The organism is uncultured Paracoccus sp., from assembly GCF_937873615.1.
Taxonomy (GTDB): Bacteria; Pseudomonadota; Alphaproteobacteria; order Rhodobacterales; family Rhodobacteraceae; genus Paracoccus.
This window is the reverse complement of record NZ_CALMYP010000022.1, coordinates 55,158-77,886: the sequence shown is the minus strand read 5'-3', so window position 1 is coordinate 77,886 and position 22,729 is coordinate 55,158. Positions and strand designations below refer to the sequence as shown.

22 protein-coding genes are annotated in these 22,729 nt (G+C 60.3%); 8 read left to right on the top strand and 14 right to left on the bottom strand.

All coding sequences use genetic code 11. From position 1 onward, the window contains the following. Window positions 1–275: DUF736 family protein (locus Q0330_RS07020; protein ID WP_299476487.1), on the bottom strand; the 275-nt coding region annotated here is incomplete at its 3' end. Window positions 276–1,421: 1,146 nt separating this feature from the next. On the opposite strand from Q0330_RS07020, the gene Q0330_RS07015 reads away from it, so the two are divergent. The 4 genes from Q0330_RS07015 (at window position 1,422) to qatD (ending at window position 6,157) form a co-directional block, all read left to right on the top strand. Then, the gene (locus Q0330_RS07015; RefSeq protein WP_299476484.1) at window positions 1,422–3,287 is read left to right on the top strand and encodes a P-loop NTPase fold protein; all 1,866 of its coding nucleotides are present in this window, start codon (window positions 1,422–1,424) and stop codon (window positions 3,285–3,287) included. A 211-nt stretch (window positions 3,288–3,498) separates the two neighbouring features. Next, window positions 3,499–4,140: a Qat anti-phage system associated protein QatB gene (qatB, locus tag Q0330_RS07010; protein WP_299476480.1), complete on the top strand. Its 642-nt coding sequence runs from the start codon at window positions 3,499–3,501 to the stop codon at window positions 4,138–4,140. After that, window positions 4,137–5,414, top strand: coding sequence for a Qat anti-phage system QueC-like protein QatC (qatC, locus tag Q0330_RS07005; RefSeq protein ID WP_299476476.1), 1,278 nt, complete (start codon window positions 4,137–4,139; stop codon window positions 5,412–5,414). The genes qatB and qatC overlap by 4 nt, the downstream gene beginning before the upstream one ends. Next, window positions 5,411–6,157, top strand: coding sequence for a Qat anti-phage system TatD family nuclease QatD (gene qatD / locus Q0330_RS07000; protein ID WP_299476473.1), 747 nt, complete (start codon window positions 5,411–5,413; stop codon window positions 6,155–6,157). The genes qatC and qatD overlap by 4 nt, the downstream gene beginning before the upstream one ends. A gap of 52 nt (window positions 6,158–6,209) precedes the next feature. On the opposite strand, the gene Q0330_RS06995 is transcribed toward qatD, so the two are convergent. Continuing rightward, window positions 6,210–7,043: a hypothetical protein gene (locus Q0330_RS06995; RefSeq protein ID WP_299476470.1), complete on the bottom strand. Its 834-nt coding sequence runs from the start codon at window positions 7,041–7,043 to the stop codon at window positions 6,210–6,212. Between the two features lie 327 nt (window positions 7,044–7,370). Between Q0330_RS06995 and Q0330_RS06990 the strand changes: the two genes are divergently transcribed. Beyond that, window positions 7,371–8,663, top strand: a complete 1,293-nt coding sequence (locus Q0330_RS06990) for a Fic family protein (RefSeq protein WP_299476467.1) — start codon at window positions 7,371–7,373, stop codon at window positions 8,661–8,663. Continuing rightward, the gene (locus tag Q0330_RS06985; RefSeq protein ID WP_299476465.1) at window positions 8,663–9,451 is read left to right on the top strand and encodes an AbiJ-NTD4 domain-containing protein; all 789 of its coding nucleotides are present in this window, start codon (window positions 8,663–8,665) and stop codon (window positions 9,449–9,451) included. The genes Q0330_RS06990 and Q0330_RS06985 overlap by 1 nt, the downstream gene beginning before the upstream one ends. Window positions 9,452–9,506: 55 nt before the next feature. On the opposite strand, the gene Q0330_RS06980 is transcribed toward Q0330_RS06985, so the two are convergent. Both Q0330_RS06980 and Q0330_RS06975 read right to left on the bottom strand, forming a co-directional pair. After that, entirely contained in the window at window positions 9,507–10,100 is a 594-nt protein-coding gene (locus Q0330_RS06980; protein ID WP_299476463.1) for an SMC-Scp complex subunit ScpB, read from the bottom strand. Window positions 10,101–10,102: 2 nt separating this feature from the next. Further along, window positions 10,103–10,987, bottom strand: coding sequence for a DUF1403 family protein (locus tag Q0330_RS06975; RefSeq protein WP_299476460.1), 885 nt, complete (start codon window positions 10,985–10,987; stop codon window positions 10,103–10,105). 125 nt (window positions 10,988–11,112) lie between these two features. Between Q0330_RS06975 and Q0330_RS06970 the strand changes: the two genes are divergently transcribed. Continuing rightward, window positions 11,113–12,210, top strand: coding sequence for a tyrosine-type recombinase/integrase (locus Q0330_RS06970; protein ID WP_299476457.1), 1,098 nt, complete (start codon window positions 11,113–11,115; stop codon window positions 12,208–12,210). A 12-nt stretch (window positions 12,211–12,222) separates the two neighbouring features. On the opposite strand, the gene repC is transcribed toward Q0330_RS06970, so the two are convergent. From repC to Q0330_RS06925, 9 genes are all read right to left on the bottom strand, one after another. Next, window positions 12,223–13,503, bottom strand: a complete 1,281-nt coding sequence (gene repC, locus Q0330_RS06965) for a plasmid replication protein RepC (RefSeq protein ID WP_299476455.1) — start codon at window positions 13,501–13,503, stop codon at window positions 12,223–12,225. Between the two features lie 226 nt (window positions 13,504–13,729). Further along, window positions 13,730–14,782, bottom strand: a complete 1,053-nt coding sequence (locus tag Q0330_RS06960; RefSeq protein ID WP_299476453.1) for a ParB N-terminal domain-containing protein — start codon at window positions 14,780–14,782, stop codon at window positions 13,730–13,732. Further along, window positions 14,779–16,134, bottom strand: coding sequence for an AAA family ATPase (locus tag Q0330_RS06955; RefSeq protein ID WP_366518310.1), 1,356 nt, complete (start codon window positions 16,132–16,134; stop codon window positions 14,779–14,781). The genes Q0330_RS06960 and Q0330_RS06955 overlap by 4 nt, the downstream gene beginning before the upstream one ends. A 209-nt stretch (window positions 16,135–16,343) precedes the next feature. Then, the gene (locus tag Q0330_RS06950) at window positions 16,344–16,682 is read right to left on the bottom strand and encodes a DUF736 family protein (RefSeq protein ID WP_037207756.1); all 339 of its coding nucleotides are present in this window, start codon (window positions 16,680–16,682) and stop codon (window positions 16,344–16,346) included. Between the two features lie 551 nt (window positions 16,683–17,233). Continuing rightward, the gene (locus tag Q0330_RS06945; RefSeq protein ID WP_299476443.1) at window positions 17,234–17,698 is read right to left on the bottom strand and encodes a GNAT family N-acetyltransferase; all 465 of its coding nucleotides are present in this window, start codon (window positions 17,696–17,698) and stop codon (window positions 17,234–17,236) included. Between the two features lie 11 nt (window positions 17,699–17,709). Beyond that, window positions 17,710–18,096 carry a YjhX family toxin gene (locus Q0330_RS06940; RefSeq protein ID WP_366518314.1) on the bottom strand — a complete coding sequence of 129 codons (387 nt, stop codon included), beginning with the start codon at window positions 18,094–18,096 and terminating at the stop codon, window positions 17,710–17,712. A 227-nt stretch (window positions 18,097–18,323) separates the two neighbouring features. Next, window positions 18,324–19,223, bottom strand: a complete 900-nt coding sequence (locus Q0330_RS06935; RefSeq protein ID WP_299476440.1) for a dihydrodipicolinate synthase family protein — start codon at window positions 19,221–19,223, stop codon at window positions 18,324–18,326. Between the two features lie 13 nt (window positions 19,224–19,236). Further along, the gene (locus Q0330_RS06930) at window positions 19,237–19,872 is read right to left on the bottom strand and encodes a LysE family translocator (protein ID WP_299476437.1); all 636 of its coding nucleotides are present in this window, start codon (window positions 19,870–19,872) and stop codon (window positions 19,237–19,239) included. Between the two features lie 11 nt (window positions 19,873–19,883). Then, window positions 19,884–20,495: a LysE/ArgO family amino acid transporter gene (locus Q0330_RS06925; protein ID WP_299476434.1), complete on the bottom strand. Its 612-nt coding sequence runs from the start codon at window positions 20,493–20,495 to the stop codon at window positions 19,884–19,886. Window positions 20,496–20,588: 93 nt separating this feature from the next. Here Q0330_RS06925 and Q0330_RS06920 point away from each other — a divergent pair, with 93 nt between their 5' ends. After that, complete coding sequence (locus Q0330_RS06920) at window positions 20,589–21,494, top strand: LysR family transcriptional regulator ArgP (protein WP_299476431.1); 906 nt, start codon at window positions 20,589–20,591, stop codon at window positions 21,492–21,494. A 99-nt stretch (window positions 21,495–21,593) separates the two neighbouring features. On the opposite strand, the gene Q0330_RS06915 is transcribed toward Q0330_RS06920, so the two are convergent. Beyond that, complete coding sequence (locus tag Q0330_RS06915; protein ID WP_299476428.1) at window positions 21,594–22,505, bottom strand: DUF2493 domain-containing protein; 912 nt, start codon at window positions 22,503–22,505, stop codon at window positions 21,594–21,596. Window positions 22,506–22,729: the final 224 nt, after the last annotated feature.

The following is a 22,729-nucleotide window of genomic DNA, read 5'->3' as shown; positions in this document are numbered from 1 at the left end:
GCCTTGCCGAGGTTGGCGTTGAAGCCGTGGTCGCGGATGGTCAGCGTGTAGTAGTCAGCGCCGGTCTCCTTGTTCTGCTTCTTCCAGATGCCGCCGCACTCGACCAGCTTGCCGCGCGGGGAGCGGCCGAGGACGCGGTGCGTGGGGGCCATCGGGTTCGTGCTCGCGACGGGTTCGACCGTGATGTCGAGGTCGAAGGTCAGGGTCGAGATGGAACCGGTGCCCTTGGCGGTTTCGATGTCGGCGCTGGTGAATTTGATGCAGTTCGTGGTCATTGCTCTTCTCCTTGTTTGCGTTGCAATGATGGTCACCTTGCAGCTGGCCAAGGCCCGGCCACACCGAAGGCGGAGCGCAGCGGAGAGGGGCAGGCGCCGGTCTTTTTGATTCGCGAGAAATGGCCCACCCCTGTTCTTTGGTGGGTCAGGGGAAAAAGATCGGCGACAACCTTTGTGGACGGGACGACAGCTGCGACCAGCATGTCATGCAACTCAGACATCGGGAGAAGTGCGGTGGCCGCGAAGGAAGGTAGGGGAACTGCAAACAGAGATGCTGCGGGGTGCAGTGTCTTCTCTGTCCTCTTGCCCCGATCCGCACCCGGACGGGTCAGAGCTTTGCCTGACCCTGGCTCACGTGCCGCGACGGCTGGTTTCCGTGGCAACGCGAAGTGTGTTGTCTGAAAGAGCAGCCGGGAGACCGTCGAAGCATCGATACTGTGATCGGCTCACCGGGATTTCGAACGGACCCTCTACGTCAGCCCGATAGCTTGGATTTGCACAGCACGACCATCACCGGCCTTCTGCCAGCTGCGGCCAATGCAATCCGATGGTCGTCGGACATCGATTGCGACCCATGATCGCGGCGCGGAGCTGCGTGTCCAGCAAAGCGAGTAACAACACCGGCCGAGACGCGAGGTACGAGATCACTGATATCACGCGCCCGCCCCAGCGACCGTAACCGGAACGGCCGAGATGAAGCGTTGCCGCGACCATGCGACGGCTGGCCGGGCTGGCTCCGGAGGAGACTGCACGGCCAGCAGCACGTCGCAGGGAGAGGCGGCTTTTCAGCTCGGGGAGGGCGGCTGCGCGCAGCCGACCGAGTAGGGCGCGGTCCTGGCCAAAGGGCAGGAGGGGCCAAGATCATGAAAACCTAAACTTTGTACGTCACAAAAACCTAAATATTGCTCGGCAACCGCCGTGGCATCTGCACCCGGCTCAGTTCATCTGGATCTCGTTCGGCGCCTACATCGAGCCCCAATAGCTTCCGATTTGTGAATCGCTCAGATCGCCGGCCAGCCGTGGCGACAACAATTATCCGGCGCAGCGCAGCGGGATGCATATTTGGCGTTTTTCACTTCAGGTGCAGGCGTATATAGTGTCAGTCGATTGTATCAGTCGAATATTCTATAGGGCGATTAACAGCGCATGTGGGCAGACAATGAAACAGGACGGGACTTTCTGAACTTCTCCGGCGTTGCGGAGACGGTTGGAGAAATCATTGTTCAGGCCGGTGGACGCCCGATATCCATAGGCGTGTCCGGCGCGTGGGGTGTCGGCAAGTCTTCAATGATAAAGCTGATCCGCAGCGCCCTGGAAGAGCGGACCGAAGGGCAGGACGGGAAGTTCATCTTCGTTGAGTTCAATGCCTGGCTCTACCAAGGATACGATGATGCGCGCGCTGCTCTGCTTGAAGTCATCGCGAGCGCGCTTGCCGAAGAGGCGGAGAAGCGAAAGACCGGCGTAGACAAAGCGAAGGAGCTTCTTTCACGGGTCAATTGGCTGCGTGCCGCGAAACTCACAGCGGGGTCGGCATTGGCGATGGCATTGGGCTTGCCGCCTGTTGGCCTGCTTGGCGAAGCGTACCAACTCGGTGGTCAGGTCGCTACCGGCCATGTGACAAAAGACACGGTTGAAGCGGCGCAAGGTGTTGCGGCAAAGGCCGGAACAGAGGCCGCTGCTCTCATCAAGCCCAAGGCCGAGATTTCACCGCCGAGGGAAATTCACGCCATCCGCGAATGCTTCGAGCAAACCCTCGCTGCGTTGGATACCAAGCTAGTTGTTCTGATTGATGATCTCGACCGCTGCCTGCCGCCTACTACGATCTCGACACTCGAGGCGATCCGGCTGCTCCTGTTCCTTGAAAACACGGCGTTCGTGATCGCCGCCGACGATGCGATGATTAAGAACGCTGTCCGCAAGCACTTCGAAGGCGTCGATGATGCGCTTGTTACCAGCTATTTTGACAAGCTCGTCCAGGTTCCGATCCGCGTCCCGCCACTCGGCACTCAAGAAGTTCGGGCCTATCTGATGCTGCTGTTCATAGAGAACAGCGCCCTAGACAAGGAAGTGAAAGAGGCCATCCGCGGCAAGGTCTGCGAACAGTTGGCGCAGACGTGGAAGGGAAAGCGGGTTGATCGCGCCTTCATGGAGACGACCCACACGGCTTTTCCCGCGGACTTAGTTTCCCGCTTCGATACAGCAGACAGACTCGCGCCGCTGATGACCACCACGTCACAGATTGCTGGCAACCCTCGGCTCATTAAGCGGTTCTTGAATGCTCTATCGATACGCATGGCTATTTCAAAGGCGCACGGCGTCGGGGTCGATGAAGCCGTCCTTGCCAAGGTCCTTTTGTTCGAGCGCTGCGCGCAACCCGCAGCATACAATGCGCTTGCGCAGGCCGTGAACAATGACACCGACGGCAAAGCCGGCTTTCTGGCCGAATGGGAGGAGAAGGCGCTAGCTGGTGACAGCCTGAAACTAAATGATCCGTGGGATGATGACTTTGTCCCCGAATGGCTGACCGTCCCACCCCGCCTTGAGGATATTGATCTGCGCGGGGTGCTCTATGTCAGCCGCGAACACGCGCCGCTCATTACACCCGAGGACCGCTTGTCATCCGAAGCCGCAGAATTGCTGACCGCGATGCTGGAGCATCCCGACATGGCGGACAAGCTCCACGAGCGACTTACGCGCGTGCCGCGACCGGAGATGACTGTCATCATGGACCGCGTTCTGGAGCGGGCGCGGCAGGAGCAGGAATGGGGGACGCCTGCCATTCTGGACGCTGCGCTTGCCGTTACTGCCGCAGATCCCACTCAAGGCACGCGCCTTGCGGGCTTCCTGCAAGACCGCCCGGACTCCCAGATCAAACCCGGCATCATTCCGAAGATCGGCGACCAGCCATGGGCCAAGGGTCTGCTCGATCATTGGCACAATTCAGATGTGGCGGGACCGGTAAAAAGAGCGATCACCGCCGAACGGAAGAAGGCTGCCAATGGGAACGTCTAAGTCAGGCACCGGCCCGGGACCGGGCGTTCCGCTGACCCCGCCATGGGTTCCTGATCCCGTACCAGCGGCTCCTCCGGCTGATGGCGATGGCGACGGAACGGATGGTGCGGACGGTCAGAATAACCCGGACACGACTCCGCCGCCACCTGCCGCGCCGTCTCTTCCAGCGGAGATTGCCCCTGCGCGCCGCTTTGGCGCAGCGCGAACCAATATGGGCAGCTTTGCCCGCAGTGGGTCACACGATGATATGCGGCGTGGCCTCGGCCACTATGTGCGCAAGGGCTACGGCGGTTCAGGTGCGACAGCGCGCCGGATGGGCGGAACCGCCCGCGCTGCCGGAGCGCTATACGGCGCGCTGTCTTCCGCCGCCGCAGGGCAACCGGCCGCTCCAGGTAGTCCGTTCGATCCGGCTCTGCTGGCCGGACGGTCAGCCGATGAGATCATGGACGCCCTTGTGGAAGCGGTCCGCCCGGTGGACGGCACGCAGGACGCAGAAGCAGGCCGTGATGCCATTAAGGCCGCGCTGTCCGAGCTTTTGGAGCAGCACCCCGATGCCAATCTTCTTGACCTGTCGGAAGAGCAGCGCCTGTTTGCCATCGAGCGCTACATTTCGCGGGATGTGTTCAATCGGATCGTCCTAGATATAGGAAAATCAATTCAGGATAACGCGCCGAGTGCAAGCGCCGGTCTCTCCCGTCTCAAAGAAATCAGCGACTATGTAAGGGAGACCGTGGCCGGGCGGTTCCGTTCACTGCGCAAGGCGGGGGAGCAACTGGATGCCCGCCGCGTCTCGCAACTCGTAAACCAGGCCCTGCAAGAGGCGTTCTCCGTCTTCGAGGATTACGTCGCATGAAGGTCGTCTGCGCCCCGGAAGATCACAAAGCGGTTGCCAGCGCGGGTGCTGATCTGGCCGTTGTGTTGTTTGGGCGTACAGATAACATTACTCAAGCCTCTATCGGTGCTGCTGTCCGCAGCATGATCCAGCATCGCAAGCTGAAACCTGCGGCACGGGCGTGGGATTTGCTTTCCATTGCTTTGTCCGTTGTCGCCGCAGATACAGGAATCCGGCGCGATGAGAGCGCCGATGGCTGGACAAGGCAACTTGAGCTCTCCGTTGCCCTTGGTGACCCCGCCTTCTGGTCCTCGCAAGAACGGCTCATCAGCCAGATGCTTCAGTTTCTGACAACTGACATTTGGCAGCTTAATTTTCTGGAAAATGGCTATCTGCCAGTGCCACCCAAGAGTCCGGTTTTCCCGGAGCAGGATTGCGTGTCCCTACTATCCGGCGGCCTTGATAGCCTGATTGGGGCATTAGATCTCACTGCGGCAGGAAACAAACCTTACCTCGTGAGCCAGGTCTCCCAAGGGGACAAGCAAACGCAACTTTTCTTTGCTTCTCAACTCGGAAAAGGACTTGCCCATCTGCAACTCAATCACAATGCAGATTGTCCAGGCGCGAATGAGCGCTCCCAAAGAGCGCGGTCAATTATCTTTCTGGCCTATGCCGTTCTCGCGGCAACCGGCCTCAAGAGCTATCATGCGGGTGAGCGCATTCCGCTCTATATTTGTGAGAACGGCTTCATTTCCATCAATCCGCCGCTGACGCGGCTCAGATTCGGAAGTCTCAGCACCCGGACAACCCATCCGGTCTATCTAGGCTACTTTCAAAAACTGCTCGACAATGCCGACCTTAATGTCGAAATCAGGAACCCTTATCAGTACAAAACCAAGGGTGAAATGCTCGAGGAATGCGCCGATCAGGGCTTCCTCAAGAAATACGCTCATACGAGCACCAGTTGCGGGCGATACGCGCGGAACGGCTACGAGCATTGTGGGCGTTGTTTGCCCTGCCTGATCCGGCGGGCCGCATTCCGAAAGTGGGGCAAAGCTGATCGAACCACTTACGTTTTTGCCGATCTTGCCAAGGACGACAAAGACCATGCGCGCTACGACGATGTGCGGGCCGCCGCCATGGCGGTTGCCGCCGTCAATGCCGAAGGTGTTGTCCGTTGGGCAGGCCCGGCATTGAGCGCTGCGCAGCTGGGAGACATTCAGCCTTACCGTGATGTTGTGGAGCGGGGCATTAAGGAAGTCGGTCGTTTCTTGAAGTTTGCGGGGGTGAAGTGATTGATTTTCACTGCCACATCGATCTGTATCCCAACCCCGCAGAAGTTGCCCAAATCTGCTCGGAGCGCGGCCTATACGTCCTTTCGGTAACAACCACACCGAGCGCCTGGAAGGTCACAGCTTCGCTGGCCGGGCCTAGAACGCAGACGGCACTCGGCCTGCATCCCCAACTTGCCCACGAGCGCAAATCAGAGTTACCGCTCTTTGACCAATTGCTTCCTCAAACCGACTACGTCGGAGAAATCGGTCTCGACGGCGCGCCCGAGTTCCGCAAGTCATGGCAGGATCAGTGCAATGTGTTTGAGCATATCCTTAGATCCTGTGAGAATGCGGGCGGCCGGGTCATGTCAATCCATAGCCGCCGCGCGGCTAGCGCGGTAATTGAGCGGCTTGAGGCCTGTCGAGGTGCCGGTACACCTGTCCTGCACTGGTTTTCCGGTAGCCAAAAGGAGCTGGACCGTGCGGTGGCTTGCGGCTGCTGGTTCAGTGTAGGCCCTGCCATGCTGGCGGGTGAGAGGGGCCGTAAGCTCGCTTTGCGGATGCCTCGTGAACGCGTTCTAACTGAAACAGATGGGCCTTTCACTGAACGCAATGGCCGCAACCTTTTCCCTTGGGATGCTGAAACGGCAGAAATTGCGCTTGCCGAAATCTGGCAAGTTAGCGAAGACGACACGCGTCGCATTCTTCACTCAAATCTTGCGCGTCTGGCAAAACAGGCCAGGCGTTCCGGCAGGATCAAATAGTCTACTGGTCAGCAGCCAGAGCCATCGGCTCTGAGGTAACGCAGATGTCAGGCTACTCGCTCGATTCCTGCTCCGTCGGTGCGGAGCTTTTCGGCGGCTCATGCCGGAGCCCATAGGTGATCGTGTTCTGTCCGGCGCAGTCCGGGCAAGTCCACGCGACACCCGCGGCAAACTCACGTCGCCAAATTTGAATCTTGTGCCCGCAATCTTTGTTCCCGCAGGCCACTTCGTGAATGTGCGACTGCCAATGCACCTGGCCGCCGCCAATATCCTTGATCGTATAGCTTGCTTTGCAGGAGAAACATTCGGCTTCGACAGTCTCCGCCGTGGCAGGGATGCGCTTGCGGATCGGTTTGCCGCATTCCGCGCAGTCTATCGTCGCGAAGTTCCCGAGCGTGACGTTGTGCACCGGTGAGGTGAGCACCTTATCGAGGTATTCGGCGATTTCGGTGCACCGCATGCGCAGCTTGCCGTGATCATGGCCCTTGCCGGACTTGGTCTGCTTCAAGGTCGGTACATGGAGAAAGCTGCCTAGCGCATCATAGTGCCTGCGCAAGGTTTCCATGTTCAGTACCGTCTCGGTGCCGATCATCGTCATTTGGGACGCCGGCTGGCCCGGCGTCTCCTCAATGCCGTAGGATAGGGTGCTGTCCTTATCGGCAGTGGCGTCGATTTCCAGCAGTACCGCCATGACCTTGCGCGGTTGCCAGGTTTCGTATTCATCGGGCGGGAACTCGTCCTTGTAGGCCTTTGCCCTGTCATAGGTCAGCGATTCCATCGCCATGCGCAGTTCGAGCGCGGCGTACTTCAAGTTTTGGTCGTCATTGCTCTCCAGCGCTGCGCGGGCGCGCTTCAATGCCTGCCTGGATTCATGCCTGTAGTTCATTGCCGCCTTCTTTGTCGTCGGTTCGCCAGATGGAACGCCGCTGTAAGCTAACCTTGCGGTACTTCCTCCGCCACGTCCAAACACTGACAGGCACGCCCTTTGGGCCCGCGCGGCAGCTTTCGTTGCAAGTGAGGCGCAACGATTTGTCATCTAGCTTAGATAATTCAGCATTTACAGATATTTACTTGTTGCAATGCTTTTCCTAAATCGTTGCATGCGCTTTGGCGGCAAAATCGTTGCAGAATGTGCGCAACGAAAACTTGATGGATATGGAAAAATGTTCTTTTATAGATAGATAATCGTTGTGACCAATAAGGTTATCGTTGCATGCCGTCGCCGGACCAACCAATTTTGGACTACATCGCAGGCCATCCCGGTGCAGGTCGGGCAGCGATCCGGCGTGCGGTAGCACCTGAAGATGATCCCAGCACAGTGTGGCGGACGCTCAGGCGGCTCGTTGACGAGGGGCGGCTTGAAGTCTCGGGAAAGGGCCGTGCGACCGGCTACACCATTGCTGGGTCAGCCGTGGTGCGAGCGCACTTGAACACGCCTTACAACCGGCGTCCGCCTGTCACCTACCGCAAGGAATTCTTGGATGCCTATGTGCCTGGCAAGACCTACTATCTTCCCACGGCCGACCGGGAGCGCCTACTGGAGGCGGGACGGCCTGCCGGCGGGCCAATTGCTGCCGGAACTTACGCTCGGCGCATCCTGGAGCAGCTACTCGTAGACTTATCATGGGCCTCCTCGCGGATGGAGGGCAACACCTATGATATCCTGCAAACCGAGCGCCTGATCCGCTTTGGCGAGGAAGCCGCGGGCAAGGACCGCAAAGAAGCGCTGATGATCCTGAACCACAAGGAGGCGATCCAGTATGTTGTCGACAATCTTGATGACATCACCTTGCGGCGCGCCGACCTGTTTGCCATCCATGCACTTCTGTCGGACGGGCTGCTCGGCGACCCCGGCATGGCCGGGCGCCTTCGCGCCGGCGCAGTTGGTATTTCGCACTCCAGCTACAAGCCCCTGGATGATGCCGTCACCCTTGCTGAGGAGTTCGACATCCTGATCGCCAAGGCAGCAGAGATCACCGATCCATTCGAGCAGTCATTCTTCCTGCTCGTCCATATCCCGTATCTGCAAGCCTTCATCGACATCAACAAACGGACATCGCGGGTCGCCTCCAACGTCCCGCTACTCAAGGCCGATCTTGCCCCCATGTCGTTCCTGACCATGGATGACGCCAACTATATCGACGGGCTGATCGGCATCTACGAGTTGAACAATGTCGCGCTACTGCGCGAGGTCTATATTGAAAGCTATCTCGCCTCGGCGGAGAAATACCGCGTCCTGCGTGCCGAAGTCGAAACACCGGAAAAGGCGGCGCTCGCCTACCGCGAGTTTGTGCGCGAGGCCGTCCGGCGCTGCGTGCTGGAGTTCAAGGCATTCCGGAAGGACCAAGTTCTGGCCATGGCCACCGAAGCCGGTATTCCCGAGGACGACCTGGACGCCGTGGTCGCCTACGTTGGCCAGCAAGTGCGCGGTCTCCATGAAGGCAACGTCATCCGCTATCGGCTCCGCCCGGCGGACCTTGAAGGCCTCGTGCAGGAACGGGCGTAATGGCAGAGAACTTTTCGGATCGTTACGGCTATCGCGGCACTGACGCGGAGATCACCATCCGCGAGGACGCACCGGACGGTCTGCGCTTTGCACTCTTGGCGATTGCCAAGGAGGCAGGACTTGGGCCGAAATCCATGCGTGAGACCATCTGCCAAGTGCTCCGCGAACCGCCCAATCCTAACAATTGGTCGGACTATCCGAATATCTGGGAAGAGGCGCAGTGGCATCTGCAAAACTGCCCTTGGCACAAGGTCTATGACATCGCCGAGGCATTCCATCGGTCACTTTGGCATGGGTTTGGTGATGGTTCGAACGTCTTCGAGGACAAGCTGAACCAGTATTTTCGCGAGCAGGGCATCGGCTGGCAGATGGACGGCGGCCAAATCGTCTATCGCGGCTCGGAAGCCTTTTCCGGCGCGACCCAAGAGGCCGCAACAATTCTCGAACAATCAGGGCGCAGCGGGGCCGCCCGTGAAATCCACGAAGCGCTGCGAGACATTTCGCGAAGGCCGGAGCCTGACGTGACCGGAGCGATCCAGCATGCCTGCGCAGCCATGGAAGCAACGGCGCGCGATGTGATGGGTGACGCTTCTACCTTCGGTGCACTTGCGAAGCGCCTCAGTTTGCCAAGGCCCCTCGACACCGCTGCTGAGAAGTTATGGGGCTATGCATCTAACAATGCCCGCCACGGTCAGGAAGGGCAGCAGGTTGATCTGCCAGAGGCTGAACTGATTGTCAGTGTAGCCTGTGCAATCTGCACTTATTTGGCAAAGCGCGCGGAGAGCTAGGCGCTTCAAGAAATGCCCTTTACGGGCGTCGCAAAACAACCATCACTCCATCACGCTACGAAATACCGAACCCCGCATCGTCGAGTTGTTCCCTCTCCGGTAAATCTGCAAGGGACCCCAACCCGAACGCGACCAGGAAGTGCTCGGTGCTCACGAATGTATAGGGCGCACCGCGGCGAGGCGACCGTGGCCCGGTCCCGATCAGGTCGCGCGCATGCAGTCGGCCGATCAGGTCGCGGCTGATTTCTTTTCCGAAGATGTCCTTCAGCCCGTCGCGCGTAATCGGCTGATGGTAGGCGATGGCCGCCAGCACCGCGACGTCGAATTCGCTCAGGTCCAGCAATTGATTGCCGACATCCGCCGCAGCGCGGATCGCGGGCGCGTAGGCCGCCCGGGTCCGGAATATCCAGCCGCCGGCGACTTGAGCGATCTCGAAGGCCCGCCCCTCCAGATCGGCGGCAAGGTCCTCGACCAGCAGATCCACCGAGGCCCCCTGCCCGACGACGCGGGCAAGGTCTTCACAAGGGACCGGCGCGGCCGAGGCAAACAGCACCGCCTCGATGCGGCGCATCCATTCCCGCCAGCGCAGCTCGGGCGGCAGGTCGGACAGCTCGCGATCCAGTTCGGGGTCAGGGCGATCCTTTGCCATCGCTACAGCCCGTAGAGCCGGAAGGTGTCGCGCCCGGTCAGCTCGCGCACGGCGCCGAGATCAACCAGCCGGTCACATAGCCGCCGCGCGGCGCGATCCGGCAAAGGCAACGCCGCAGGCACGACCGCATCGCGGGTCAGAAACATCTCGACCGCCTTCCCGGCCCCTTTTGCCCGCAGCTTTGGTGCGACCGCTTTCAAATGCGCCGCCCGACGCGCGAGATCGGCAGCCTGCCGGACAGCCTCGGCCCCCGATGATACAAGGACGCGATGGCAGGCGAGACGCAAGTCGTCGCCTTGCTTGCGCAGGTCAGCGCGTTTCAGGCCCGGGGCCAGCAGCGGCACGACACGATCCCAACCGAGGGCTTGGGCAAGGACCGCATCCGCGAGGACCAGCGCCGCAACCTCCTCCCGCGGGGCGTCGACCAGAACGGCCTCCAGCACTGCCGCTGCTCGCGCTACCGGCCCGCCCTGCCCTGCATCGAGCCAAACTGCTATCCGCGCTGGATCGAGTTGCGGCAAGGCCCGGTGCAAGGTCCCGATCGACACCTGCCGCTCCGCCGCGCGTTGCCAAGACTGACAGACCGCGCCCGCCGGACCGGGCAGATCGCCCGGACGCAGCAGATGCGCCGCATCGCGCAACTCCCCTGCCCGCTCCGGTCGCCCCAAAAACGCGACACAAGCTTCGGCCGCGCGCAGCGCGAGGCGGTCCCGCAACAAGGCTTGGGGCACATCCGCGCGTCCCAACACAAGATGCAGGTGGGTCAGCGCTGCGCCCGACAAAAACGCAACATCTTCAAGGGTTTCAGCGCGTGCGGAGGTGACCCAGACGGGCATACGGGGTGGCGTGTCTGGGGCGATGGAGTGATCGGACCGGGCAAATGTCATGTCTGAAGCCTATACCATCGCGGCGCTTTCTGCCAGATAATTGCACCGAAACCGCCCCGCTTTGCGCGATCCATTTATGTCCAATAAGTTTGCATTATCGGACATAAAAGAATATGCTCTGAGCCATGCCAGAAAACAACGAGAAATCGCGCTCAAAGCCGCCAAATGGGCCTTCGGTCAGCGAGGACAACGAGAGAGATCATCCCAGCAGCGAGGCTTTGAGCCTTCCTTCCTTTGTGGCTGGTTCAGGCACGCTCGATTGGCTGGTGGACACCGCACGCGACTATGCCCGCGCCGCGGCCTCGGACAATACATTGAAGGCATATGCAAAGGACTGGGCACATTTTGCACGCTGGTGCCGGATGAAGGGCGCGGAGCCGCTGCCGCCATCACCCGAGATGATTGGGCTCTACCTTGCGGACCTGGCGTCCGGAGCGGGCCCCGCCCCTGCCCTATCGGTCAGTACCATCGACCGCCGCCTGTCGGGCCTCGCCTGGAACTATGCGCAGCGCGGCTTTGACCTCGATCGCAAGAACCGCCATATCGCCACCGTGCTGGCCGGGATCAAACGCAAACACGCCCGTCCGCCGGTGCAAAAGGAAGCGATCCTGGCCGAGGACATCCTCGCGATGGTCGCCACCTTGCCTTACGACCTGCGCGGTCTGCGAGACCGGGCCATCCTGCTCCTCGGCTATGCTGGGGGCCTCCGACGCTCAGAAATTGTCAGCCTCGACGTGCACAAGGACGACACGCCGGACTCGGGCGGCTGGATCGAGATCTTCGACAAGGGCGCCCTGCTCACGCTCAATGCCAAGACCGGCTGGCGTGAGGTCGAGATCGGACGCGGCTCGAAGGATCAAACCTGCCCCGTGCATGCGCTCGAACAATGGCTGCACTTCGCCAAGATCGACTTCGGTCCAATCTTCGTCGGCACCTCGCGCGATGGCAAGCGGGCATCTGAAACCAGGTTGAACGACAAGCATGTCGCGCGCCTGATCAAGCGCACGGTTCTGGACGCCGGCATCCGGTCTGACCTGCCTAAGGAAGACCGCCTGGCGCTGTTCTCCGGTCATTCGCTGCGCGCCGGTCTCGCCAGCTCCGCCGAAGTCGACGAGCGCTACGTCCAGAAGCAGCTTGGCCACGCCTCGGCCGAGATGACCCGCCGCTATCAGCGGCGCCGCGACAGGTTCCGGGTAAACCTGACCAAAGCCGCCGGTCTCTGAGCCCCTGCCCTATCACGCCGCCTGCCCACTGAGCCTACCATAGAAGCTGCGCTCGAGATGCAGCTCCCCTGCCCCGGCTTTCTCTACCATGCCCCGCAGATAGCCGCCCGGCGAGGCAACCTCGCCCGCACTGTGCTTCTCGAAGACGAGGGCAAACGCGGCCGTGGCCACCTGAGTGCCCATTCGGTCCTGCGCCACGTTCCAGGCATGCTCAGAGATCCCGATCATAGGCCTGAGTTGACCGGCAACCCGGTGCAGATCGCCCCAATCCTTCAGAAATCCACCCAAATTCCGCGCCCAGGACGCAAATTCCGGACAGGCCTGCATGATTGTCGGCAGATCGAGCGCTGTGCGCTTCTTGCGCACCTCGGCAACCCAGTCTTCCAGCTCCCTGTCAACCTGCTCTTCGGGTGGCGCATTGGGTACCACACCCGCCGCTTCCTCTTTTTCAGAGGAATTACTAGTTACAGGATCAAGTTGATTTGTAATTAGTATATGAGGTTCAGAAATGACCTCCCTGGGGTTCATTTGTTGAGTCTTCTCCATGACTTGGGTATCGTTATTACCGGTGTTTTCCACAGGTTTCACCGCGCCAGTCGCTTTGAGATAGGCCGCCTCAACCCGTTCCTGGAGTTCCTTGAACCACAACAGCAGCCGCTCAAGCCGCTCAGAGGCTTCGTGTCGGCGCGGTAGCCGGTCGAGAAGCTCCTCGAAAAGCCCCGTGAATTGCCTCCAGGGCCCACGCAGTGCGCTGCTGAGAGCTGCCTCGATCCGGGCTCGGATCATCCGGCGCGCCACAGTGATCTGGCGCTTCAGGCGCTGGCAGAGTTCGCGCTCGGCCTGCAACTCGGTATGAAGTCCCTCGAACTCCTCGACACGGGCGGAAAGCGGTGAAAGATCGAAGCCATAGGCCTCGACGATACGCCCCTCAGCGTCCCTGCGGCCCCACCGCTTGCCATTGGGGCTATCCTGGAAGGAGATCACGCCGATCTCAGCAAGGCGCCGCGCGTGGCGCTTGAGGGCAGACAGCGAAAAACCCGTTTGCTCCATCAGATAGGCGTTCGACGCCCAGACGATCGGACGCTGCCCCTCCTCCCAGTCCTGGGCTTGCGTGAAGGCCCCGAGCGTGTCGAGGAGCATCATGTCGCCGGCCTTCAGGCCGATATGTGCCCCCACGCGCTTGAGTGCCACGAAGGCCCGTGTTTTGGGTATTGCTACCCGTTCACCGGCTTGGGCAAGTTGCTCAGCAACCCCAAGACCCGGTGTCGGCTTGCGCCAACCTGTATGTTTCATGCCTGTTTCTCACCTCCGGTTAGTTGGAGGCAAAAGAAAGCCGTTCGCTCAGGAGCGTTCGTCGTTGACAGTGAATCCTGCGAGACTTATCTTGAAGGCGACCAAACCATTAAGATCAGCTCTCAGGCCACACCGCTTGGGGGCTTTTCTTTTGCCTTTACTTCGATTGTCGTTCCTTCTTGCTCCTTGCCTCGTCGTTCTGGAGAATATGTCGCTGACATTGTCGTCAGTCGGTTTCCTTCCCCGAACCTTCGGCGCTCAAGTAGTCGGCGACTAAATCTCCGAGCTTCTCGAGACGCTCTTGGTCTATCGGCACACCTGCAACCTTGATGGATAGGTTTCCATCGACTGAAGTCGCCGAAAGATTTCGGTTGCCCACCTTGCGTTTGACCGTGAGTTTTTTGGGCTTTGCCTTCGGTTTGTGCTTGGGTGTGTTTACCCTCTCCAAGCTCGCCAAGGCTCCTTGCAAATCACGAAAGCTCATGTCGTAGACATTCTTGAACGCGTTCAAGATTTGATCCTGCGCAGCGAAAACAGACCTCGCTCGTGAGACTAGGCTCTCATGCACGCCAATTTTCTTTGCGAAGGCCACAGCTGTCAGCTTGTCTGCCCCAGAAGCCAACGTTTCATACATTTCACCAATCGAAACCAAACGCTCAAATGGGCTAAGATTCTCGCGCTCCTCATTCTCGCGGAACCGCAGAAACAACATCTCAAACTTGCTGTTCTCGGCGTTTCGCGCGTCCGGCGAAGCGAGGATTGCACGAAGAGGTAAACCCAACTCCGACGCGGCCGCCAGTCGGCGGCGTCCTGTAAGCATGACAAAAGGGACACCAGTGACGTTCGACGGCTCCAACGGATCCGGCTGCCAATCCGGATCCTCGGGCCACACAAGAATGGGTGTGTCCTGCCCGTTCGAGGCAATGCTGTTTACCAAAGACCTGAATGCTTCCTGGGACATCCAGTCTTGACGGCGGTCTGTCCCCATCGGATCTGATATCTGGTCTGGCGACAGGCTTATTTCGTGGCGGCCGTTTAAGATATCCGAGCAAAGCTCGGCTCTGCTTCGCTCCACGGCGGCTTGCGATTGTGCAAGCGCCCCTGATTTCCAAGCACTGCCGGCCCCCTTGAAAGGAGTAGAAACAGCATCGCCCGTTTCTGCCCGGCCTTCGGGAACGGGCGTGTGCTCCTTGGATGTGTCGGGATTAGGCGTGTGCTCCTTGGATGTGTCGGGATTAGTAGTCTTGCTGATCAGCGACCTTGGAATACTGCGTTTCATGCTTCACCCTCGCCGTCATCTTCATAGAACTCGTCCATCCAAGTATTGGCGTAGCCGCGTTCGAGGCCCGGCCAGAGTCGCGATACTATGGCGTCGTTCACGGCATCGGCATTCGTGATGAACCGGTTGATCCCCTTGCGCTTTCCCGGCGTGTCCGGTTCATATTCGTATACGGATTGATAGACGTCCGACGCATTCGAGATCGCGTCGGAACGCAGATAAAACACCGGCAGAATTTCCGTGGGGCAGTGTTCCAGCAGGTTTCCGATGTGGTTCAGATCCTGCGCATTGGATCGTTGGACGATCGTCGGCAACAGCATGTTGGCACCGGTTCCTATTTCGATCCGTTCATGGGCCAGAATATGCTGAAGCATCCCCAGCAGACCGGTCACAAAGGTCGACAGCGTTGCGATGTCAAACCCCTTCATGGTTTGCGGGATGACCAGCGAAGTCGACGCAATCACGTTATTCAGCTGGAAAAGTGTCAACGCGGGTTGATAGTCGATGATGATGACATCGAGGGTCTCGGTCAGCGCAGCGTCCAGCCGCAGCTGATCGACCTTGCCCTCGACCACCAATTCGTTGGGCAGCGTTTTGGGCGGGTGGCCCGCTTTCCAGCGATCAAGGGCATCGCGCAGGTAGCGATAGAAGCTTTTTCCGGCGGGGGCCTCTCGCACAAGGCGCGCAATCTGGATCTCTCCCTCAGACGTTTCGCCATGTGCCGGCAGCAGACGCAGCCCCGGCCAGGAGGTCTTTAGGAAGAAACTGTCGAGCGTCTGCGCATCGTGATCGGTGTATGGCGCTTCTTCCGACTGGAAGAGGCCGGCAAAGTCCACCATGGATGCGGTGTTTTCGTCGGGCATCTGGGGAAGACCTTCACCCCCGACAAAGTAGAGCGTTATCGTGCTTTGCGGGTCTGCATCCATGACACCAACGCGCATGCCGAAATGCAAACTGAGATACTGCGCAAAATGCGCGGCGCTCAGGCTCTTAGCCGTGCCGCCTTTCTGACTGGCAAACGAAATGACGGGCAAGGGGGCGTCGGGTTTGCGCCAGGCCAAGTAGTCGTAGGGCCGCTTTGCCGAGGCCGCCAGAAGGGCCCGCATGTGAATCAATTCGGAAAGCGTGAAAACGCGCTCTCTTCCAATATACTCGCCCGCGGGAAAGTCGTCGCTCGAATTGGCGAACTTAGTTAGATACTGAATACTCACGTTCAGAAACCTTGCGCACTGGCGCATTGACCACGTGCGCTTAATGCGCTGACGCAAGGTGAGTTCCTTGTTCACTGCCACCATCGTGCGCTCAAGCCCACGTGACAGGTCCGTCAAAAACTGTTCTAGACTACCGCTCATTCCTAAGCCCTGACTTCGGTTGGGTCCGAGTTCGACTCGATTCTGCCTCTATGGTAGCACGGTTTTGGATGAAAGATAAAGATACCACGCGCCTATGAGTTTCAGGCGCTTATTTAGAAGCTCCACGACCCATAAATCTCCAATCTTGAACGCGTTCAAGATTGGAGATTTGATGGGCCGGTCGGTGGAGAACCGACCGGCCTTAGCCGTCACGCGGCGTCTTTGGGACCCCAGGGGATGACTGCCTGCAGGGACAGATCGTCCTGGTTCGCGGCCTTGCCGAGGTTGGCGTTGAAGCCGTGGTCGCGGATGGTCAGCGTGTAGTAGTCAGCGCCGGTCTCCTTGTTCTGCTTCTTCCAGATGCCGCCGCACTCGACCAGCTTGCCGCGCGGGGAGCGGCCGAGGACGCGGTGCGTGGGGGCCATCGGGTTCGTGCTCGCGACGGGTTCGACCGTGATGTCGAGGTCGAAGGTCAGGGTCGAGATGGAACCGGTGCCCTTGGCGGTTTCGATGTCGGCGCTGGTGAATTTGATGCAGTTCGTGGTCATTGCTCTTCTCCTTGTTTGCGTTGCAATGATGGTCACCTTGCAGCTGGCCAAGGCCCGGCCACACCGAAGGCGGAGCGCAGCGGAGAGGGGCAGGCGCCGGTCTTTTTGATTCGCGAGAAATGGCCCACCCCTGTTCTTTGGTGGGTCAGGGGAAAAAGATCGGCGACAACCTTTGTGGACGGGACGACAGCTGCGACCAGCATGTCTTGCAACTCAGACAAAGGGAGAAGTGCGCTGGCCTCGTAGGAAAATGAGTGAACAGCCGAGGGAGATGCCGGGGGCGGCGGTCAATGCTGTACCCAAATTCTTGCCGGAGTGTAACCGACTAGTTGCACACTCTGAACTAGGACCCAGATTCGACGCATCCCCCAAGACCAAACGAATCAAGAAGCTATTGTTGGCGGGCTGCGGCCGACGCCGTCAGGTAAGTGATTAGACAAACGCGCCCAGATCGGGAGCGGCCATCGACGCTGATGCAGACATTGAGAATTTGCGCGGCGAATGACTGCAAGGAGCCCCCCGCCGTTGAAATGGCGAAGGGCGTTGGTTTGTCAGAGAGCCTTGCGGAAGATCACCTTGTCATCGCCCACAGCCCAGAAATCGCGGATACGAGCTTCTTCATCGTAGCCGTTTTGGGCGTAAAACTTGCGCGTCAGAGCAAAGTCATCCGTTCCCGATGTATCAACGATGAGAATCCGCTGGCCCTTGCTTCGAAGGTGCTGCTCAGCGGTTGCCACCAACTCGGTTCCGAGGCGCTTACCCTGAAGATCAGGACGGATAGCGAGCGCGAGCATGTTCCATGTCCCGTCCGCCAGCTCCTCGGGCACCGTGTAGCACAGACCCACGGCTGCACCGTCGAGATGGCAGGTTAGCCAGAAGGCCTCTGTTTCTCCGGCGAGTGCAGGCGCAAGCATGTCAGGCAGCATTTCACTCGGAAACAATTCCGTCTGATCCAGTACACCTTGCAGAGCCGGTACATCATCGTTGGTCGTTGGTGTGATTGATGGTTTTGTCATTGATCTTGTCCTTATCTATTATTGTGTTGAGCGTTGACGGAACCGACCCCAAGCCGTGTTGCACGGTAGGGATGTCCGTTTACTGATTTGATGAACCGCCTCCTTTTAAGGCGGTCGAAAAGCCGCAAATCGCAATCGGCCAGAACATGGCCGTCGCGCGTAAAGCAGCGGACATCGCGTATCTTGCCGTTCGAAAGACGCTCGAAATGGATTGCTCCACCTTGCGCCAGAACGTGCAAAACACGCTGTTCGTGTTTTGAGATATTCAACGGATTGTCTCTTGAGTTTATGTCAGCCGAAAAGGCTTCCGGCAGCGTGCACGGAAGTCTCTTGGTTTGATTCGGTCCAAGCGTGTGGACCTTAGCGGCGGGCCGCAATCGTAGACATAAAATCTCCATCGCCCTGCTTGAATGCCGAGCGTACTTTGCGGATACATCACGCGCATGATCCAAGCAAGCAGACCTTCGATACGTGTTGTTGAATAGCGGCAAAGTCCCGCATCTTACCAGTTCGTGTGCTGCGCAGCGGACGGCGCCGTTACTAGAACCGGCCTTTCGTGGTTTGTGCGGCGAATGCAACTGGAGAGCCCTTTCAAGACATTCCCGGCGTAAGCACAGTCCCCTGATCAGACGGCGTCCTGGAGCAGCGGACGCAGCGCCACCTTGACCCTTTCGAGGGAGGCAGGCTCGAGCGGCAGGATCGGACGCGGCGGAGTGATGCGCCCGAGACCGAGGAACTCGGCGATGGTAAACATCACGCGGAAGCTGCCGAACTCGCGGAACAGCTCCCAAAGGGGAGCGAAAGCGTGATCGATGCGCTCGACCTCGGCCGCGTTCCCGGCCTGAGCCGCGCGGGTGAGCGCGAGAGCGGGTTCCGGCAAGAGGCCGGCCACGACGCTATACCAGCAAGCACCGCCGGCGAGCAGCGCGTCCTTCGCCCCCCAATCGCCGCTATAGCCCACGGCGAAGCCCTCCGGTGTCACGGCCCGCAGGCGCCGCATCTCGCCCGCGTAATCGCTGTCCGCCGGCAAAGGCATCTTGACCGCGGCCACGTTCGATATTTCGGCCAGACGCGCGATCAGGTCCGGGCTGAAGGTGAATTTCGTGGTGCCCGGGTTGTTGTAGATGCACAGGGGCAGCTCGCCGGCCGCGGCGACAGCCTCGAAATGGCGAAAGACCTCTTCATCGGTCAACGGCTGGTATGACATGGGCGCGAGAAGCAGGCCGTCTGCGCCCGCCTGTCGGGCATCTCGCGCAAGGCTCTCGGCGACTTCGGTCGTGAGAGCACCAACACCGACGATGAGCGGCGTCCGTCCCGCCACGCAATCTACGGCGGCCCGCAGCGTCCGCTTGCGCTCTTCCGGTGTCAGGTAGGCGTATCCGCCGGTGCTGCCGAGCAGTCCGATGGAATTCGCTCCCGCAGCCACGATCCGCTCGAGGAACCGTTGCAGAAGCTCGGGTTTCAGCTGCCCCTCGTCGTCGATGGGAGTGAGCGGAAAGGCTGAGAGGCCGGTGAACAAGGTCATGTGAATATCTCCTTCAAAAGCGTGACATGAGCAGGCGCAGGCCGGCGAACCCGAAGAAGGCGGCCAGAACGCCCTCGATTCCGCGCCGGGCGCGCCGGTAGAGGCGGATCATCGGTGCCGTGGAAAACACGAGCGCGTAGCCGGCGAAGATCATCACGCTCAGGACCGCGCAACCTGCCAGAATGGTGGCAACGTCATGCCAAGATGGCTCAGCGCCGAGGCCAAGCGTGACCAGGGCGATCCAGGCCAACACGGCCTTCGGGTTCGCCAGATGCATGATCAATCCATGGCGGTAGAGCGCGGCCGAAGACGGAGGAGTCTCTTCTCGCGCCGGTCCGCTTGAGGTCGCCGGGTTGGAGGTCAGCGCGCTTCGGGCCGCCCGCACCGCGAGGTAGAGCAGGTATATGCCGCCGAAGATCTTCAGGACGATCAGGGCCTCGGCATAGCGCGCGAGCAACGCGGAAACACCAGTGGCCGCGGACAGCCCCCAGAACAGCGATCCGGTGATGACGCCCGCCGCCAGCGCCAGACCGGCCCGGCGACCGTGGTTCATCGCCACGCCCATGATCCGAAGGGTGCTCGGACCGGGGCTTCCGGCCGCGATCACGTAGGCGGTGAAGACGATGGTCAGGTGGTTGATGTTCTCCATCGTGTGTCCCCTCAGGTTCCGGCCAGCAGCTTGAAGGCGATGAGCCACATCACCAACGCGATGAGTGTTTCCAGGACGCGCCAGGCCGCTGGCCGCTCGAACACCGGTCGCAGCTTGGTGGCACCATAGCCGAGAGCGAAGAAGAACACGAACGACCCGAGGATCGCGCCGATCGCGAAAGACCCTTGGCTGCCGGTGAACTGCGTTGAGATGGTCCCCAGAAGAACGACCGTGTCGAGATACACATGGGGGTTCAGCCAGGTGATCGCGAGACAGGCCACCAGCGTGCGGAAGAGATCGGTCATCGGCAGCGAGGAATCCGCGGCCAGCGCCTCGTTCGAGCGCAACGCGGACAGAAGACTCTTCACGCCATACCAGATCAGAAAGGCCGCGCCGCCGTAGCGCATCACCGGCTCGAGCCAGGGCAACCACTCCGAGACGGTGTGGAAGCTGGTCACGCCGATGGTGATCAGGATCGCGTCCGAGACCGCACATGCGAGGCAGACCGCCAGGATGTGCTCGCCCCGCAACCCCTGCCGCAGCACGAAGGCGTTCTGCGCGCCGATGGCCACGATGAGGCTGAGGCTCATCATCATGCCGGTGAAGAAGACTGCGATATCCATATGGGGCCTCTGATCCAAAAAACTGCCCTTGGACTATTCGGTCGCAGTTGATTAGACAAATTAAAGACGATGATGCCAATAAAGGAAAACTAAATGGTTGTGGACTACGCAGCTCTCCGCGCCGTCGCCGCGGTCGTCAGGACCGGCAGCTTCGAAAGAGCCGCCGCTTCTCTGAACGTGACCCCGTCGGCTGTCTCGCAGCGCATCAAGCATCTCGAGGAACGCCTCGGCGCGGTGCTTATCGAGCGGGGAACGCCGTGCACCGCCACGGACAAAGGCCTTGCGCTCTGCCGACACATGGACCGCGTGGGGATGCTCGAGAAGGATCTCATGGCGCAACTGCCCGAACTTTCCGGAGCTGAAGGTGCCGGACAGGTAACCCTCAACGTGGCGACAAACGCCGACAGCCTCGGAACCTGGTTTCTTGAAGCCATCGCCTCCTTCACCAGGACCACCGACTATCTCGTGAACGTCGCCATCGACGACGAGGACCATACGGCCGACTGGCTGCGGCGTGGCCGGGTGCTTGCCGCCGTTACCTCGCTGGAACGCCCTGTGCAGGGGTGTCGTGTCACGCCGCTCGGTGCGCTCCGCTATCAGGCGACGGCGAGCCCCGACTTCGTTGCCCGATACTTCCCTGACGGCCTCACGAAGGAGGCGTTCCACTGCGCGCCCGCTCTCACCTTCGACCAGAAGGACCGGCTCCAGAACGTCTGGGCGCGCGAGGTTTTCGGGCAAGACATGTCATTCCCCACGCACTGGCTCCCCTCCACCCAGAGCTTCCTCGAAGGCAGCCTCGCCGGCATGGGGTGGGCTCTCAATCCGGTGCAGCTCGCCAGACGCCATCTCGAGCGCGGAGATCTGGTCGAGCTGGCCCCCGGTCAGATGCTGGAGCGGCACCTGTTCTGGCAGATCAATCGGCTGGCCGCCGACCAGCTTCACGAACTCTCCCGATCAATTCTCACAGTAGCGCAGCGCGAGCTCGGCTCGCAAGCATGACGCTCATTGGAAACGACAGCTTGGTCCGCAGTCCGGTCATTGTCACGACTCAGACCCATCGTCCGCATTCAAACCGCTTTGCCGGAATGAACCGGGGCCTCAGGCCCCGATCCTCTTGATACGAATGCCAAGCTTGCGAGCCTTGTCGACGATGTTCTCGGTGATCCCGGAGCCCGGCGTTGCGATCAGACCCTGCGGCATGGTTTCGAGCATCTTGTCGTTGCGCTTGAAGGGGGCGGCCTTGCCGTGGCTCTTCCAGTCGGGCTTGAAGACCACCTGGGTGACGCCGCGCGTATCTGCCCAGCGGGCCGCGATCATTTCGGCGCCTTTGGGCGTGCCACCGTGCACCAGCACCATGTCAGGGTACTTGGCATGGGTGGCATCGAGGACAGACCAGATCAGATCGTAGGCCTGATAGTCCCCGCCCGAGAAGGCGATCCGCGTGCCTTCGGGGCAGTGCACCTCGGTTTCCTTGCGGCGCTTAGCCGAGAGATAGGCCCGGCTGTCCACCACGGCGGAGGTGAGACCGCGATGCGAGACGCGTGATCCGGTGCGGGGCAGCCAGGGCGAACCGGTGGCGGCCGAGAAGTGGTCCACGGCCAGATCGCGCATCTGCTCGAAAGCGTCGCGGTGGTCCCAGAGCTTCAGCCCGATCATCTGGAGGCGCTCGAGCTCAACCGAGGCAACCTCGGAGCCGTCTTGGATGCCGAGACTTTCCCGGACCTCGAATTCATTGTCGTCGAGGAGCTTCTGGATATGGGAGAGCCGGCGATGGAAGATCGAGGTGAGGGACCAGAGCATCTCCTCGATATTTTCTTCCAACTGGCTGCCGGTGAGGAGGCCGATGGTGGTCTCGAACAGTGTCGCCATGGCGAGTTCGACCTCGTCGGGCTGGGGCAGGGGGCGATGATCGGTCTCGCCGGGCCCGGGCGTTGCGCCGTGAAGTGCGAGGTGGTCGAGGATGGCGGAGGTTACGCCGGTCTCCTCTTGGATGTCTGTCTGATGGGGCATTTTCTGGTTCCTCTTTTTGATCTGACCCGATTTGGATGGGGCGATAACAGGACCGGCGGCGACCGGGCCGCATCCGTCAGGATCGGAGCGCAGCGGAGAATGTGACCCGGGCCGGAAAATTGCTCCCGCGAGGAATGACCCGAAGGGGCAGGGGAATTTTCTGGAGCGGGGCGCATTGCTGCCCGGGCGAGGGGCACTCAGCCCCGACCCGCCGGTCCATCGCT

Bases quoted from the DNA above. Each gene is read 5' to 3' on its own strand.
- Q0330_RS06940 (WP_366518314.1), bottom strand. From the start codon at position 18,096: ATGGAGATTTTATGTCTACGATTGCGGCCCGCCGCTAAGGTCCACACG.
- Q0330_RS06950 (WP_037207756.1), bottom strand. From the start codon at position 16,682: ATGACCACGAACTGCATCAAATTCACCAGCGCCGACATCGAAACCGCC.
- repC (WP_299476455.1), bottom strand. From the start codon at position 13,503: ATGAAACATACAGGTTGGCGCAAGCCGACACCGGGTCTTGGGGTTGCT.
- Q0330_RS06980 (WP_299476463.1), bottom strand. From the start codon at position 10,100: ATGGCAAAGGATCGCCCTGACCCCGAACTGGATCGCGAGCTGTCCGAC.
- Q0330_RS06920 (WP_299476431.1), top strand. From the start codon at position 20,589: ATGGTTGTGGACTACGCAGCTCTCCGCGCCGTCGCCGCGGTCGTCAGG.
- Q0330_RS06925 (WP_299476434.1), bottom strand. From the start codon at position 20,495: ATGGATATCGCAGTCTTCTTCACCGGCATGATGATGAGCCTCAGCCTC.
- Q0330_RS06960 (WP_299476453.1), bottom strand. From the start codon at position 14,782: ATGAAACGCAGTATTCCAAGGTCGCTGATCAGCAAGACTACTAATCCC.
- Q0330_RS06955 (WP_366518310.1), bottom strand. From the start codon at position 16,134: ATGAGCGGTAGTCTAGAACAGTTTTTGACGGACCTGTCACGTGGGCTT.
- Q0330_RS06935 (WP_299476440.1), bottom strand. From the start codon at position 19,223: ATGACCTTGTTCACCGGCCTCTCAGCCTTTCCGCTCACTCCCATCGAC.
- Q0330_RS06990 (WP_299476467.1), top strand. From the start codon at position 7,371: ATGCCGTCGCCGGACCAACCAATTTTGGACTACATCGCAGGCCATCCC.
- Q0330_RS07015 (WP_299476484.1), top strand. From the start codon at position 1,422: ATGTGGGCAGACAATGAAACAGGACGGGACTTTCTGAACTTCTCCGGC.
- qatC (WP_299476476.1), top strand. From the start codon at position 4,137: ATGAAGGTCGTCTGCGCCCCGGAAGATCACAAAGCGGTTGCCAGCGCG.
- Q0330_RS06995 (WP_299476470.1), bottom strand. From the start codon at position 7,043: ATGAACTACAGGCATGAATCCAGGCAGGCATTGAAGCGCGCCCGCGCA.
- Q0330_RS06930 (WP_299476437.1), bottom strand. From the start codon at position 19,872: ATGGAGAACATCAACCACCTGACCATCGTCTTCACCGCCTACGTGATC.
- Q0330_RS06945 (WP_299476443.1), bottom strand. From the start codon at position 17,698: ATGACAAAACCATCAATCACACCAACGACCAACGATGATGTACCGGCT.
- Q0330_RS06970 (WP_299476457.1), top strand. From the start codon at position 11,113: ATGCCAGAAAACAACGAGAAATCGCGCTCAAAGCCGCCAAATGGGCCT.
- Q0330_RS06915 (WP_299476428.1), bottom strand. From the start codon at position 22,505: ATGCCCCATCAGACAGACATCCAAGAGGAGACCGGCGTAACCTCCGCC.
- qatB (WP_299476480.1), top strand. From the start codon at position 3,499: ATGGGCAGCTTTGCCCGCAGTGGGTCACACGATGATATGCGGCGTGGC.
- Q0330_RS06975 (WP_299476460.1), bottom strand. From the start codon at position 10,987: ATGACATTTGCCCGGTCCGATCACTCCATCGCCCCAGACACGCCACCC.
- Q0330_RS06985 (WP_299476465.1), top strand. From the start codon at position 8,663: ATGGCAGAGAACTTTTCGGATCGTTACGGCTATCGCGGCACTGACGCG.